The sequence below is a fragment of the Paenibacillus sp. 8b26 genome (genome assembly GCF_050626875.1).
GTDB lineage: Bacteria > Bacillota > Bacilli > Paenibacillales > Paenibacillaceae > Paenibacillus.
Genome location: NZ_CP192445.1, coordinates 928,682 through 943,177 on the forward strand (window position 1 = coordinate 928,682; position 14,496 = coordinate 943,177).

The 14,496-nt window shown below is 42.0% G+C and carries 17 protein-coding genes, 2 pseudogenes and 1 riboswitch; of the genes and pseudogenes, 6 read left to right on the forward strand and 13 right to left on the reverse strand.

Annotation, left to right across the window (positions count from 1 at the left end):
* Positions 1–53 precede the first annotated feature (53 nt).
* The gene (locus ACQ4MX_RS03950; RefSeq protein ID WP_431089466.1) at positions 54–1,205 is read right to left on the reverse strand and encodes an iron-containing alcohol dehydrogenase; all 1,152 of its coding nucleotides are present in this window, start codon (positions 1,203–1,205) and stop codon (positions 54–56) included.
* Between the two features lie 245 nt (positions 1,206–1,450).
* Between ACQ4MX_RS03950 and ACQ4MX_RS03955 the strand changes: the two genes are divergently transcribed.
* Entirely contained in the window at positions 1,451–2,485 is a 1,035-nt protein-coding gene (locus ACQ4MX_RS03955) for a stalk domain-containing protein (protein WP_431089467.1), read from the forward strand.
* A gap of 531 nt (positions 2,486–3,016) precedes the next feature.
* Here the strand turns inward: ACQ4MX_RS03955 and ACQ4MX_RS03960 are convergent.
* From ACQ4MX_RS03960 to ACQ4MX_RS03980, 5 genes are all read right to left on the reverse strand, one after another.
* Positions 3,017–3,124 (reverse strand): YjcZ family sporulation protein, encoded by a 108-nt coding sequence (locus ACQ4MX_RS03960; protein ID WP_431089468.1) that lies wholly within the window; start codon positions 3,122–3,124, stop codon positions 3,017–3,019.
* 891 nt (positions 3,125–4,015) lie between these two features.
* Positions 4,016–4,282 carry a dehydrogenase gene (locus ACQ4MX_RS03965; protein WP_431089469.1) on the reverse strand — a complete coding sequence of 89 codons (267 nt, stop codon included), beginning with the start codon at positions 4,280–4,282 and terminating at the stop codon, positions 4,016–4,018.
* A 20-nt stretch (positions 4,283–4,302) separates the two neighbouring features.
* Positions 4,303–4,659, reverse strand: coding sequence for an SDR family NAD(P)-dependent oxidoreductase (locus tag ACQ4MX_RS03970; protein ID WP_431089470.1), 357 nt, complete (start codon positions 4,657–4,659; stop codon positions 4,303–4,305).
* Between the two features lie 28 nt (positions 4,660–4,687).
* On the reverse strand, positions 4,688–4,909 hold the full coding sequence (locus tag ACQ4MX_RS03975; RefSeq protein WP_431089471.1) for a VOC family protein: 222 nt from the start codon (positions 4,907–4,909) through the stop codon (positions 4,688–4,690).
* Positions 4,910–5,005: 96 nt separating this feature from the next.
* Positions 5,006–5,374 (reverse strand): NAD(P)H-binding protein, encoded by a 369-nt coding sequence (locus tag ACQ4MX_RS03980; RefSeq protein WP_431091248.1) that lies wholly within the window; start codon positions 5,372–5,374, stop codon positions 5,006–5,008.
* Here ACQ4MX_RS03980 and ACQ4MX_RS03985 point away from each other — a divergent pair.
* Positions 5,357–5,860 carry a TetR/AcrR family transcriptional regulator gene (locus ACQ4MX_RS03985; protein ID WP_431089472.1) on the forward strand — a complete coding sequence of 168 codons (504 nt, stop codon included), beginning with the start codon at positions 5,357–5,359 and terminating at the stop codon, positions 5,858–5,860. The genes ACQ4MX_RS03980 and ACQ4MX_RS03985 overlap by 18 nt on opposite strands.
* 99 nt (positions 5,861–5,959) lie before the next feature.
* Here ACQ4MX_RS03985 and ACQ4MX_RS03990 read toward each other — a convergent pair whose 3' ends face one another.
* On the reverse strand, positions 5,960–6,205 hold the full coding sequence (locus tag ACQ4MX_RS03990; protein WP_431089473.1) for a hypothetical protein: 246 nt from the start codon (positions 6,203–6,205) through the stop codon (positions 5,960–5,962).
* A gap of 570 nt (positions 6,206–6,775) precedes the next feature.
* Here ACQ4MX_RS03990 and ACQ4MX_RS03995 point away from each other — a divergent pair.
* From ACQ4MX_RS03995 to ACQ4MX_RS04005, 3 genes and pseudogenes are all read left to right on the forward strand, one after another.
* Complete coding sequence (locus tag ACQ4MX_RS03995; RefSeq protein WP_354452682.1) at positions 6,776–7,141, forward strand: hypothetical protein; 366 nt, start codon at positions 6,776–6,778, stop codon at positions 7,139–7,141.
* Positions 7,142–7,184: 43 nt separating this feature from the next.
* Entirely contained in the window at positions 7,185–8,402 is a 1,218-nt protein-coding gene (locus ACQ4MX_RS04000; protein WP_431089474.1) for a sialidase family protein, read from the forward strand.
* Between the two features lie 261 nt (positions 8,403–8,663).
* A pseudogene (locus tag ACQ4MX_RS04005) lies at positions 8,664–8,940 on the forward strand (transposase); the annotation flags it as partial.
* Positions 8,941–9,005: 65 nt separating this feature from the next.
* Here the strand turns inward: ACQ4MX_RS04005 and ACQ4MX_RS04010 are convergent.
* Together ACQ4MX_RS04010 and ACQ4MX_RS04015 are read right to left on the reverse strand one after the other, a co-directional pair.
* A complete protein-coding gene (locus tag ACQ4MX_RS04010; RefSeq protein WP_134910227.1) occupies positions 9,006–9,551 on the reverse strand; it encodes a DUF1003 domain-containing protein in 546 nt (181 codons plus the stop codon).
* 315 nt (positions 9,552–9,866) lie between these two features.
* Positions 9,867–10,039: riboswitch (M-box (ykoK) riboswitch) on the reverse strand.
* A 145-nt stretch (positions 10,040–10,184) separates the two neighbouring features.
* The gene (locus tag ACQ4MX_RS04015; RefSeq protein ID WP_431089475.1) at positions 10,185–10,298 is read right to left on the reverse strand and encodes a WGxxGxxG family protein; all 114 of its coding nucleotides are present in this window, start codon (positions 10,296–10,298) and stop codon (positions 10,185–10,187) included.
* Between the two features lie 157 nt (positions 10,299–10,455).
* On the opposite strand from ACQ4MX_RS04015, the gene ACQ4MX_RS04020 reads away from it, so the two are divergent.
* The gene (locus ACQ4MX_RS04020; RefSeq protein WP_044648487.1) at positions 10,456–10,974 is read left to right on the forward strand and encodes a DUF3231 family protein; all 519 of its coding nucleotides are present in this window, start codon (positions 10,456–10,458) and stop codon (positions 10,972–10,974) included.
* Positions 10,975–11,062: 88 nt separating this feature from the next.
* Here ACQ4MX_RS04020 and ACQ4MX_RS04025 read toward each other — a convergent pair whose 3' ends face one another.
* The 4 genes and pseudogenes from ACQ4MX_RS04025 to ACQ4MX_RS04040 all read right to left on the reverse strand — a co-directional run bounded on the left by ACQ4MX_RS04025 (position 11,063) and on the right by ACQ4MX_RS04040 (position 14,440).
* Positions 11,063–12,196 carry a fibronectin type III domain-containing protein gene (locus ACQ4MX_RS04025; protein ID WP_431089476.1) on the reverse strand — a complete coding sequence of 378 codons (1,134 nt, stop codon included), beginning with the start codon at positions 12,194–12,196 and terminating at the stop codon, positions 11,063–11,065.
* Between the two features lie 249 nt (positions 12,197–12,445).
* A complete protein-coding gene (locus tag ACQ4MX_RS04030; RefSeq protein WP_431089477.1) occupies positions 12,446–12,577 on the reverse strand; it encodes a hypothetical protein in 132 nt (43 codons plus the stop codon).
* A 10-nt stretch (positions 12,578–12,587) separates the two neighbouring features.
* Positions 12,588–12,902, reverse strand: a complete 315-nt coding sequence (locus ACQ4MX_RS04035) for a DUF2500 domain-containing protein (RefSeq protein ID WP_431089478.1) — start codon at positions 12,900–12,902, stop codon at positions 12,588–12,590.
* A 420-nt stretch (positions 12,903–13,322) separates the two neighbouring features.
* A pseudogene (locus tag ACQ4MX_RS04040) lies at positions 13,323–14,440 on the reverse strand (IS3 family transposase).
* Positions 14,441–14,496: the final 56 nt, after the last annotated feature.

Consider the following 14,496-nt stretch of genomic DNA (forward strand, 5'->3'; position numbering starts at 1 on the left):
TGATTTTCTGGGACAGCCCTTATAGTATATAACAAAATAATATCAGCTTTTATTTAAAGAATTTTCTTAAACATCTCGATAACTTGTTCTTTGCTAGGTATGAACGGATTGCCCGGAGCGCAAGCATCCTTCATTGAGTTCTCGGCAAGCAGATCCAAATCCACTTCATTTACACCCAGTTCAGAAAGTTTGGAAGGAATCCCAACTTCCTTCGACAGGTCTTTGATTCTTTTGATTACATAGTCTGCGCATTCCTTATCCGTTTTCCCCTTATCTTCAAAACCGATTCCCTTAGCGATGGCACGAAACTTCTCTGGTACATGCTTGGCATTCTCCTCCTCCACAATCGGCAGCAGCATGGCATTGCAAACACCATGAGGCAAATCGTATACACCGCCAAGCTGATGCGCCATCGCATGAACGTAACCCAATCCAGCATTATTAAATGCAAGTCCTCCCAAGAATATAGCGAAAACCATTTGCTCACGTGCTTCTATATCATGACCGTTTCTCACCGTACGGGCCAAATGATTAAAAATAATCTCTACTGCTGCCAATGCGGTCGCATCCGTAACAGGATAGGAACCTGGAGTAACCAAAGCTTCAATGGCATGGGTCAAAGCATCTAGTCCTGTAGCTGCCGTTAACGCGGCGGGTTTGTCTACCATCAGTACAGGGTCGTTTACCGAAATCGTAGCTACACTATTCTTGTCAACCATAACCATTTTGACCTTGCGCTCTTCGTCCGTAATGACATAATTGATCGTGATTTCAGCGGATGTTCCTGCCGTGGTATTAATAGCAACAATAGGTAGCGATTTATGCTTGGATTTATGAACGCCCTCATAATCGGTTATATGTCCCCCATTGGTAGCAATAATGCCGATTCCCTTAGCCGTATCCTGTGGTGATCCTCCGCCAATGGAAATTAAAAAGTCACATCCGTTTTCTTCCAGAAATTGAACGCCATCATGTACATTTTTACAGGTGGGATTTGGTTTGACCTCATCGTATACCGCATAGTCCAAGCCAATATCATCCAGCAAGGATGTGACCTTGCCTGCAATACCGCTCTTCATCAAAAACTTATCCGTCACGACTAGTGCTTTGTTTAAATTCAGCTCTTTTATATAGGGTCCAACTTCATGCAAACAGCCTTTTCCCATTAGATTGATAGACGGTACAAAAAATACATGTGCGCTCATAAAAATCGGCCTCCTAAAGGATTCACTTCTTGATGCCTCGCTAAATACGGAACTATTCTATAAAGTGAAATATTTCACTAATTTTATCTTTATTTTATTTTGTTGTCAATGATAAAACACAGATATGATTTTGTTTTATTTTTGTTTGTTTTGTTTTTCGAATGAATACAATATTTGGTACACAACTAATCGGATGCAGTCTCGTACAACTTAGATGAACACATTCACAATGAGGTGATAACAGCATGACAATCAACAAGAAAGCATTGCTAGCTCTGCTAGCGGTATCACTGCTCCAAGCAAACCCGTCGTATGCAAAGTCGGTACGGACGACTCCGGTGACAACCGTTTATGTAGATGACCGCCCGCTTCAGCTTGCCGCCCAGCCGCTGCAGCTAGACGGGACAACGCTCATCCCCATGCGCCAGTTGTTTGAGGCGCAAGGAGCCAGGCTTTCCTGGGATGGATCCAGCAAAACCGTAACGGCAACCAAAAACGACACGGTGCTGACCTACCGCATCGGGGAACTCGCTGCCACCTTAAATGGCAATACGCTATCCCTGAATGTTCCCGGACAGATGGTTAAGGGCAACACGATGATTCCACTACGTTTTGTAAGCGAAGCACTTGGGAGCACAGTAAAGTGGGATGCCTTGACCCGGACGATCCGAATTGCCTCCAGGGACGATTTTTTCACAACGGTTCTTTCCGGGGTCAACCTGCGCAGCAAACCGGATTCATCGGTAGCTTCCCCTTCCCTGCGGCTTATTCCAGCCGACGAAAAGGTTCATGTCATCCGCGAGGTCAATGCTCTCTGGCTGGAAGTGCGCACTAAAGACAACCTGACCGGATACATATCGGCAAAACCAAAATACAGCGACTATTCCAGCCCATCCCTGGCGGAACGGCAGGGAGATGAACTGATCGCCTACGGTGAGAAATTTCTCAGTACCCCTTATGAATTCGGCGCAGCAACCGGACAGACATCGACCTTTGATTGTTCTTCTTTTGTGGGGGAAGTGTTCCGGCATACGCTCTCTATCGACCTCCCCCGTGTCTCTTACGATCAGGCTAAAGAAGGGCGGGAGGTCGGGCTGAACGAGCTGCGCAAAGGCGACCTGCTGTTCTTTAGCGCACGCGGCCTGGGGATCGGCCATGTGGCGATCTATGCAGGGAACAACACATTGCTGCATACCTTCTCCAAAGAACGCGGCGTTCATTTTGACACGTTTGACGATAAATGGCAAAAACGTTTCGTCACAGCGCGCAGGCTGTTTTAGGATGAACCAGATAGCCAATAACAGGAGGATTCCAGTACCACATTCATTATCTTCTAATTGCCTTTTGCCGGACGCACCCTTGCGGTTTGCGTTCAGGCGGTAAAAGGTCTGGTGGGGACCGAATACAGAAGAAAATACAAAGGCGTATATAGAACAAGTTCTAGCTTCACAGCAGGAACAGCCACGACAAGACTACGAACTAGCCGTTTGTCTGAAAAACGATGGAATCCTGATGGATTTAGCACACTTGGTGTCAACCGTATTTATGCGACATGTCGTCCAGAAAATAAGGCTTCTGAGATGGTTATGCAACAGCTCGGAATGCAACGTGAAGGTCTGATGCGTGAACACTGGTATTACAAAGGCGAATTTCATGATTCATATTTGTACTCTATTCTTGCGGAGGAATACGCCAGGATATAAAAGGCATTCTCCCAAAACTAATCATACATCCACCATGCTTCTCCCACTCGTTATTCAAGATACAAAAAAGCCTCTGCCAGTATCACATCGGCAGAGCCCCTAGTCAAATCATACCCAAAATGCTTTTGATATAATTACCAGCAGGATAAACAACACCAAGATTGCACCTATAGAATGAAACCCACCATAACCTGCTCCACCTTCATATCCACCCATGGCTTGAACCTCCTTTATTTGTAGTACAGCATAAATATATGCACAAATACGTCAGAGTACAGGCATACAGGTAATAATTACAAAGGCTCTATCGATCACATACCGATAGAGCCTTTTATACCGAAACAATGATCGGGCATTACCGTGACATTGCTTTAAAAATTAAACCCAACAAGCTTTAGTGATGATAACCAACAGAATAAAGAGTACTAAAATTGCTGCTGGCGATGTGAAAGCACCAAAACAGTTTTCCCTACGCTCTTCCCTACGCTCAGCCCCTCCAACACATTCACTCACATGAATTCCTCCTTTTATTTAGATACTGTATACCGTATGTGTCATTCAATAAATTTGGCAAGGCTAAGCGGAAATTACTTCGACGAAAAAATTCCCCGCCGACCAGCTAAGGTTAGCGGGGATTGTTTTGTTCCTATTCCGTTCAGAATCCATAACTAACCAAGTAGCTTTTCTTTCAGCTCAATACTCCTATTACTCTCGGTCAGCTTTTCAAGCACTTCTCTAGCGTCCCATTCATTGATTGGTTATTTGTCTTGTTGATATTTTTCAATATGTTTCAACTTCAGGGTCTTCCTGACTAAGTTTATTTCAGCGACCATTTATCAAAGGGGGACAGTTCACCTTCTGCAAGACATAATAACACTGATTTCCACTCCAGAAGAATTTCTATCCGTTTTTTTAAGGTATTGCTCATCTAAGTTGGCTTCCACACCGCTGCATCGGTTGGCACGCGCGTTTGACTGTATCAGGCTATCCAACCACAATCTTGCACCAGTTACCTCAAATACTTATTAGGAGTCCTTAATATAAGGCTACACATTAGACTCAGGATTGACTGGTACAAATATATAATAGAACGTTTCTCTTAAGAATTTACAGTGGAATTGAACTATCGTTATTCGTTAAAAAATAGACTGAGTTCAAATCCCATACTATTGTTTCTGGGGTTACACCGACCGGAAAAGTTTCTTCGGCCTTGTCTCGTCTAGTGTACATGTCAAACCACGCCTCAGCAATGTAGTCAGGATCTGTTTGCGTTCCCTGCTTAGTGAATACCCCCAAAGAGAGATGTCCGACATAAATACCTTTAGGCGCAAGATCGGCATGAAGATTGATCAAATAGTTTCGTAAACCAGCCATAGCAATACCAATGTTCCCCATTATTTGCATCGGATAAATTGCAGATAGGCCCGTCGTAAACAGAGTGCGCCTTCGCCCTCCTTAATCATATCAGGTAAGACAGATTGGACGGTTCGAATTGCACCAATCATAAAGCCGTTAAAGATGTCTAAGGCATTCTCGTCTGTTACCTGCCAAGCTGGAGTAGGTGGATAGTTGCCAACCGTTGGACTAAACTCCACGACATCAATTGAACCAAACTTCTCTTTGATTGTTGCAAAAGCACCCTCCAGCTGTTCTTTACTATACAAATCAGCTGCAAAGCCAGTTGCCGCGATGTTCTGTTCTTCTAACTCCAATACTAGATCAACCAGTTTACTCTGGTTTCGAGATATCAAGGCAATCTGAAATCCATTTTTGCCGAATTTACGTGCTAACGATTGACCTAAGCGCTATTCGGTGGTTTGCTTTATCGTTCGTCACCCATGCTGCTTTAACGCCCGGAAGGTTAGCTGCCGGATTAACTTTCTCGAAATTGATTTTCATTCCGAGCACCTTACTGTACCACAACAACATTTCGTCGATTTTACCTGTTGTAATACCGACATGATGTAGAGCGGAATGCCTTACTTCACTTCTTTCTGCCATTTGAACACCTCCTCAGTTTTAGACCTCTATTAATCAGCTACTTTTTACCCTAACGGAGGCTTTCTTAATTGTTGGATACAATCGGCATCTGATGAATTAAGGATTGGTTTGAAGCTGCATGGTGCATAAATTCCGATCCTTATCAGATTTCAAGGTTGAAGTAGCAAGTGTAACAATAACCTCATGACCATCCGCAACAGGGGTACCTTTTAATTTTCTGGACGTATCGAGCGCGGGTCCCAATGTGCTAATGACGACATCAGCATTCGATATTGCTTGTTCCACCAAGTCTTGATTAGATAATTGACCCTCGACAACATTTAGCTTCTCATGTTTCTGTCCAATTTTCCCGGCATTTCTAACATACAGGGTAACGTTATCTCCGTTTTGAATTGTTACCTCAGTCAAAATTTTCCCGATCGCACCACTTTTTCTGGGGGCTATATTATGGGAGTTAAAATCGATCGAAGAATCCTAAAAACGAAGGAAGCCATATTTAATGCATTTATCGGTTTGATCTCGGAGAAGGATTTTGAAGAAATAACTATTAATGAGATTGCGGATCGGGCGAATGTTAATAGGGGAACCATTTATTTTCACTACAACGATAAATACGATCTTCTTAACAAATGCATCGATGAGCATTTGAGCAAAATGATTTCTATTTGCATCTCGACCGATCCAAACCAAGAGGAAGTTAATTTTATCCATTCATTGTTACCTGTTTTTCAATACTTTGAGCAGAACCATACGTTTTACGCTTCCATGCTTTCGAATAAAGGAATCCCTGCTTTTCGGGAGCATATGCTGGAGATCGTGGCAGGGAACATAAAAGATCAAGTCAATATGGAGGACCTTAATAAGGGGTATGACAAGCAATTGATTACGCAATTTATGGCCTTTGCGTTTGGGGATTGTTTGAAAGGAATCAGATTTACCGTTCTTAAGTGAGATATCCCGTTCTTTAACTTATCGATTAGCGAAAACTGCCCGTTAGCTCAACAAAAATAAAAGAACGCTCCCTCCTTCGCTGGGGCCACGTTCTCATTTTTAATTACCTATTTGCTTTGAAGGTATTCTTTCGTATGTTGCAGTATCATTCTTATCTGAATAAATGAATAGCAGTTCGGACAAGGCTCCTGTAATGATACCGCCCTCGATCTCATTGCCGATTAACTTGCTACCTCGTATTGTACTTGCTGTAACTGTACTGGCCTTTATATCTGAAGCATTCATTTCTGAGCTGTCGATCTGGCCTGTAAGCTTGATTGATCTAGCAACTACATTACCCTTCATATCCGCTCTTGGCTTGAACCTCCTTTATTTGCAGTACAACATAAATATAAGCTCAAATACGTCAGAGGACAGGGCATACAGGTAAACATTACTAAGGCTCTACCGGTTACATACCAGTAGAGCCTTTTATACCGAAACAAGGATTGGACGTTACCGCCACGATACTTTAAAAATTAAATCCAACAGGCTTTAGTGATGATAACCAACAGGATAAAAAGTACCAAAATTGCAGCTGGCGATGTGAAAGCACCAAAATGTTTTACCTTATGCTCATGTCCACATTCACTCACATGAACTCCTCCTTTTTATAAGATACGGTATACAGTATGTATAAATAAAGAAATTGACTAGACTAAACGGTAATTCGCACAAGAAGGGCTCCTTCAGCTAAGTTCCCACAGATCACTTCTTTACATCTACTCTAAATTCAAACTGATTACGAAAGAAATAAGATCCAACGGCTTTACTATATGACCAAACTAAGACAAGAAAAGAGTAACATTGTCCACACAACATGGACCCGGAATTCATATACTAACTAAAACATTTAGAGAAGGAGTGAGTGTTCTCATGGCTTCAACAACTGGAATAATTACGAATACGGGAACGACCCCTGCATCGAACCTTGTAATAAACATTAGTAATGATAATCTTAGTTTTTCATCTAACGTTGTTTATCACATCTACGTATGGAATAGCTTGGTGAGTAAGTCACTGGTTTATTCCAATTCACTGACGATCAATGCGAATACTAGTCAAATTCTTAGTTTCAATATCACAGGTAATACTTCTTACGAAGTTCAATTTCTTGTTACTGGCACGGTTCCAACAGATACAGTCATCACGGTATTCGGAACGGATTCATCTGGAAACGTGATTCCACATCAAAAGGTGCTGCAAGAAGAACTTACTCAAATTGCCCAACTTAACCCATAAGTTGAAGTAACCGCAGTTTCCTTAATATAAAGGGGAGGCAACTATGGTAAACGTACAAATCTCGCCAAGTACTAGTGTTCAGTTTGAGCCAACCATCGCGATAAACTGGCTCAATCCCTCCGTTATGGTGACGGTGGCTGTAGATTCTAGGGCAGGACCGCCGAATATTGGCTTATACAAGTCAATCGATGCAGGCGCAACATGGAGCACGACGTTACTCCCTTTACCAACCGGGTTCGCTGGCATAGAGGCACCTCATATTGATTATTTTTTCCCCAATTCGTTCGTTGTGGCAGCTCACGCCTTTGATTCGGACGGTCTCAGCGGAACGATTGTGTCCTATACCTCTAACGACAATGCATCTTCGTTCGGACCGCCAGTCATTGTGAACCAGGGATTTGGACAGTTTGTCAATGACGATCAGGTGGTTGTTACCGCCGATAAGGCAGGGTCCAGCCCATTTTTCGGAAATGTTTACACAGGTTATACTCACGATTACAACACGCAATTTATACCAGGAAATACAATATTCCTCAATCGTTCCCTAGATGGGGGAAACACTTACTCTAGCCCAGGCCTCCTATCTTCAGTCACCGAATTTGAAGAATTCCCTGGAATTGCAATCACATTAAATGGAATTCTCATCGTGGGTTGGATTACCCAACCTCCAGGTAATTCCGAACTTAATACTCGTACATCACTAGACGGAGGAACAACATTCGAGACGGAAACCATGGTTGCCCCGGTCGTTGTTCCGCCTTCGCCACTACCAGGATACCAATTCAGATGTCTGACGTATCCCTCCATGTCAGCGGACATTTCAAACGCACCAACGTCCCAAGGAAATGTTTATGCAGTGTGGCAAGACTTTCGGCAAGGTTATTCCGATATTTTTATGACAACTTCCACTAATTTTGGCGTAGATTGGGGTACGCCGACGCCTATTACAAACAGTCCGGTGGGATCCCAGAACTTTTTCCCGGCCATCACCGTTTCCCCAACGGATGGAGCAGTGTTTATTTCCTATTATACCAATCGATTAAATCCGCCTGATATTGACGTTTTACTTGCTACATCAAGGGACGGCGGAGTAACATTTACAAACACTCGCATTACGACAACTTCGTTTAGTGTCGCAGGCCTTCCTCTAATTGGAGACTACATTGGAAATTCCATTGTTCCTCAAACAGGCCGCCTTGTAACCGTTTGGATGGACACTCGGACAGGAACTGAAAACATTTGGTTTGGCGATAACCAATAAACTTCTAAAGTCCACCACATGGTTTCATGAGATCCAGGAACTCGAATCAGCGAGACAGCTTTCGTTACTCACAATAAATTTGTATCTATAAACAAAAAATACCCTACCAGCTTAATGCCAGTAGGGTATTTACTTTATTCTTTTATTCAGTAGTTGCAGGTGTTGAACACTTTTTAATCTGGATATATATTCCCAGTTCTGATAGACTATATTCAAAAATGAATTGGGTTATGTAAATTGAAGCGCCTTATTACATGTCTGTTCAAGAATAAGCTCATCGACGATGCGTTGAAGGCTTTTCAGATTGAGCGTTCTTTGAGCATGAAAGGCTGTCCCTATGACAATGCCGTTGCGGAAGCTACTTTTAAAATTTTCAAAACGGAGTTTGTGAAGAAACGTCATTTTGAAAGTCTTGCTGAGCTAACCACAGAATTACATGACTATGTACACTGGTTTAACCATATTGCGGATTCACGGTTCTCTGGATTACTTGAGTCCGGCTGAGTTCAAGCAGAGGCACCACAAAAAAATTGTCTAGTTTAGTGTTCACAATCCAACTTTTCCACGAGGCCTCCGTATAATCCAAAGGGTCATTTGTGTTCTTCATTCATTCGGTTGTTTTAGAACAAGTAAAAGTTTTTTAATCTCAATCAGTTCGCCTTCGATCCGATGAAGGTGGCTTTGCATATCGTCAATCTCTTGTTCGGCTTTGTAGTTGATCGCGAAGTCAATGATCGATTCATGCTTATCCCTTGCAGTTTGGCGGTTCTGACTCATCATAATGACCGGAGCCTGAAATGCTGCGATAAAGGACAAACACAAGTTCAACAAGATAAATGGAGGTTCATCGAAATGAAAGCGAGTAAACGGCAAGCTGTTCAAGAGTATCCAGATGGTCAGAAAGATAGCGAAATAAGTAATAAATCTCCAGCTACCGCCGAATGATGCGATCCGATCTGCAAGACGATCTGACCAGCTTGTCGTTCTTTGGTACGCTTCATCTAAATGAGAAAGAATGCTATTTTCGTAACTATCGACTAGCCGATCAATACGACGAGTATTTTCCTGATTCAATTCAATATCAAAGCCTTGAATATGAGCAGCACTTTTATTTTGCTGCTTTTTTTGAAAAAAATTCATTTTTGACATGTCGACTGCCTCCTTGTTTTAAGGCAGTCAGGCCCAATACTACCCCGTAGGAGAGGAGTTGCAACCATACTCAATTACGGTATCTAGTTTTAACCCGACTGCCAATAGACTCACTGGTTCTGGATCCGGTTCAGACGAACTTTGGCTACTCATAAGAATGGTTCACCCCCTCTCCCATTATCATATTGTTGGCTCCATATTTTACTGATCACACTGGAACCATGTCACTGCCAATACCTAACACATTGAAATAAAAACGCCCCTCAGCTCAACTGAAGGGGCGTCGTTCTGCATGCAAGATAAGGCATGCAAATATCCGATTCCCCCAAGTCGAGCTTTAGCACTATACGACGTAAAAGAACCAAAGTTCTTTAGCCACATTAAGAAGAGCCTTAATCCGGCAATTCCTGTTATACCCATTGGCATCTTTCGATGTTTCCGGGCAGTGGCTTATGTTCGTATAGGAGCCTCACCTAACAAGGACATCAATATTTCCCTAGCAAGCATACTGCTGTCCAAATGTGCTGTCAACCCAAATATATCGGGGTGGTAATTTCTGAAAGTAAAAAAATCCGCCGACCAGTTAAGGACAGCAGAGATTTTTTAAGGTGTTTTTTGAGTTGTTATTTACGATTATCTTTTTTTGTCGTTTTCATGGTCGCGACGTCTTAAACCTGCCAATCCAATTAACCCCAATAAACCAAGCCATCCCCAATTATCATTATCGCCATTGTTAGTGGTCAGCATTTAGCAAATGCTATTACCGCTCCAAAACTTGAAATCATTAATGCAACAACATACATTATTTGTAATGACAGTATTGCTTTTACCTTCACATTAAATCTTAACTACTGGGAATCATAAATTTGTACAACATTAAAATAAACAAGGAGTGGTTTTTATAATGGGTATCCTAAGCGGGAATCCAAAAGACGAGCCCATGCATTACGGAGAAATTTATAGTGTGTGGCAGTTTTCAGCGTTAGCGAAAGGCAGCGTTTCATTCTACCAAGCATATTTAAACCACGCAGGAGACAAAGAACTCAAAAAAGTACTGGATGATCTTATTGATCAAGCTAAACTGGAAATCCAAGAATGCGACGCAATGCTTACTGATAATGGTATTGCCCCAGCCCCTATTATGCCTGAAAGACCCCCTGTGAAACTTGAGGATATCCCGGCTGGTGCAAGGTTTACTGATCCCGAAATTGCAGCTAAAATCGCATTAGATACCTCTGTGGGATTGACATCTTGCAGCCAAGCTATGGGTCAATCCATTAGAGAAGACATCGGGGCTTTATTTGCAAAATATCATCTAACTAAGACTGCTTTGGGAGTTCGTATTCTAAAAATGAACAAAGAAAAGGGTTGGCTAATACCTCCCCCTCTTCAATTAAAAAGACCTGAACCAGTTAAAGCCTAAATTTCCTGTACGATTCTTCAACACACTGTTCCTTATATTCTTCAACAAAAATCCCCGCCGACCAGTTAAGGTTAGCGGGGATTTAATCTTATTTAGAGTATTCACTTACTTCAAATGTTAGGATACGATCAAATAGCATGTAGTCCTTACGGCTGCTGAATGGGCCTTTATTGTTATCGTGCTTATTAATGGCGTATGAAGCTTTGCCAGTTCCGGCCTGCTTGCCTTCATACCAAGAAATGAAATCATTGACCTCTTTCATGCTCAGATCAAATTCTTTCTCAAGACCCGTTGTCATAGTAACTACCAGAATAGCACGGTTGCCTGATGGTGATTGAGGATTCGTAGGCTCACCAGTTGATGGGTCACCTGGATTTGTTGTACCAGGCTCGCTTGGTTTACTTGGCTCTCCCGTAGAAGGATTGTCCGGAGTTGTCGGCTCAGTCGTTTGAGGCTCATTTGGTGTAACAGCCACTTCATTGGAAACCGATGTCTCAACACCATTGAAAATAGCAACTATTTGAAAATAATAAGTTGTTCCATTTATCAAATTAGGAATCACATAGTTACCAGCCGCGTCTTTTTCTACAGAAATTGAATCTGTATATTTATTAGGTTGTGTACCGTAATTAATTTTATAATTAGTAGCATCCTTGATTGTATTCCAACTTAATTTAGCAGATGAGTTCTGTGGCAGACCCTTAAGATCAATTGCTTCCACCATGCCAATAGTTATCTCGTTAAATGCTAACCATGACGAACCTCCGTTAGCATCAATTTTTATACCATCATAGGTTCCAAGCTTCACCTTATCGGGTTGTGACGTTGTATATGTAGCAGTTAAAGAATGAGTTATTTGCTCACTTATTGGCGCCCACTTTCCACCTTCTAGTCCATAAATGGTGTATGAAATCGCTCTCGGTGGCGTAGCAGCAGTGGTAATATGAACGAAATTCATTTCGATTGGGCTAGGAAAAATTAATTCAATATCCCCTTTGAATGTACTGGCATTCCAATACGTTCCGATGTCTCCGTCTATTGAATTTTCCGCTACATATTTGCTATAAATACTGCTGCCTTTTGCAGTAGTTCCTTCTGGAGGTGAGAATCCAAGCATCCCTTTTACTGTTTTATTTGGTGTTGCTGCATGTGTTACAGACGGTAGTAACATGATACTAATTAGAAAAAAAGTTAAAACCGTAGCCATAAATTTCTTTGACATGATTATTAGCCCCCTATGAATATCTTCTATATCCATAAAGATAAATTAACACTCTTATATTGTCTAAACATAAACTTGCTGATCTATAAATTTAATCCATATATTTGCATATTTATTTTTTATTGGGTATTAAAAAGGACTCTTTCCGGCTACATACCGTTGGAGTCCTTCTTTACATCTACTCTAAAATCAAACTGATTTCTCATGAAATACTTTCCGTTAATCTTGATCGACTCCAGCGTGATCTTCTCAACCACGCCGCCATAATCTCAACGTCACTCGCAGCTTCTCTTCAATCGACACAACATGTACACGTTCTTGGGACAATTCAGCCGCAAAAAAATCAATATTCGTTTCAAGCTTCTTATAAGTGTGATTCATACTAATCACCTCACGTTATGACGCGTTCTGTCCAGTTCCAAGTACCTTGGCTTGTAACTTTGATTTTATCCCCTACGACAAAAAGGCCGTATTTATCGTCACTAACTGAAATTTCTTTGCGCTCATTGTTTTCGAACTCGCAGGTTATATAGAATGTTTTTGAAGACGATCCTTCAGTCCAATCTACCCGTTTATCAACCACCTCACCTATACGTTCTATTTTCGGTTGTTTACGATTATTGCTTGCAATCCGAGAACCGCCTATCATTGCTGAAAGAATAAGTCCCACGACTACAAGTAAAGGAATCCAAAAACCCCAATTCATTAATAATCCTCCTAAGTATTCATTCGTTGGTAATTATGATATCGGCTTTTCAACTGTTTATTTTGATATCCAATGAAAAGTGAATATAAAAACACCCCAACAATGTAGCCAGTAGGGTGTAACCGATGAACAAAAAAACTCTGATAGCCTATTAAGGTCAGCAGAGTTTTTTGCAACTAACTAATCAATCAGATAATTAAAAATGCTTTGGACAGCCCCTGTCTAGAAGAGTGTAGCCGATCCAAACCGACCCCAGTAAAGCCTGGTGATGTTGTAAAATTCCTTATGAATTATGAGCCCCAACCGAATAAATTTCATGTCGAGCAATTTTATGAAGGAAGACTTACAGAAGTTTTATTGAAAGAAAATAGTTTTCAAGCTCCTACATAAAAAGGGATATATTGGATTGTCAGCAGTAAATCAAACAACTTTTTTAAGGGCTGCATATCGATACTGAATAGGGGTCATGTACCCCAAGGTTCCATGAATCCGATGTTTGTTAAACCAGTTGACGTAATTGTACAACTCCAGTTCCAGGTGACGTAGACTCTGGAAGTCCATCTGGTTCACGAATTCGGTTTTCATCACCTTAAACGTGGCTTCAGCCACGGCGTTATCATACGGACAACCCTTCATACTTAGAGATCGGCCGATGCTGAAGGTGCTCAACAGTTCGTCCATATTTTGATTTTTAAACTCACTTCCACGGTCTGTGTGGAACCACTGAATCTGACGCAAGTCGCCCTTCACCGTCGCAAAGGCGCGGGAAGCTAGCGCAGCATCCTTATGAGGTCCGGCACTGTGCCCAATGATTTCACGATTAAACAAATCGACAAGCACACAAATGTAGTTCCACTTGTTCTGAACTTTCACATAGGTCAGATCACTGACCACGAAACGTTTGGCTTCCGTTTGGGTGAACTCACGGTTCAGTGTATGGGTCGTCATCGCTTCGTTACACGCCGTTTTATGGGGCTTGTATTGTGCCACGGTGTACGTTGAAACCAATCCTTGCTCTTTCATAATCCGACCGATCCATCGTCTGGATACAACCATTCCGCGTTCATGAAGCTTAACTTTGATCTTTCGTGTACCGTAAGCCTTTCGGTTCTTGTGGAAAATCTCCACCACAGCTTCGGACACCTCATCGTCCTGAGTCTGTACTTTAGCTTCATAGTAAAACATGCTTCTTGCGATTTGCAGGACGTCGCACATTGCTGATACCGAGTATTTATCACGATTATTCTGGATGATAGCTACTTTCGTCCCATGATCAGCGCGGCTTGCTTTAAAATATCGTTCTCCATTTTGAGACGCTGATTTTATTTGCGCAAAGCGATCAGCTCATTTTCTTCGGCAGAGCGATTGTCCTTCTCGGAGAAGGAGCCTGTCGTTTGAGCTTGTTTAATCCAGCGATCCAAAGCCGAGGCTGTGAGGCCATATTCCTCCACAATAGCTGCTCGGGATTTCCCGTTTTCATAGAGCCCTACCATTTGTTTCTTGAATTCTGCTGTAAACGTTCTGCGTTGTTTTAGCATTGTAGAGATCCGCTCCTTAGAATGATATGTTCATTCTACAAGCCCTCATTTTTATT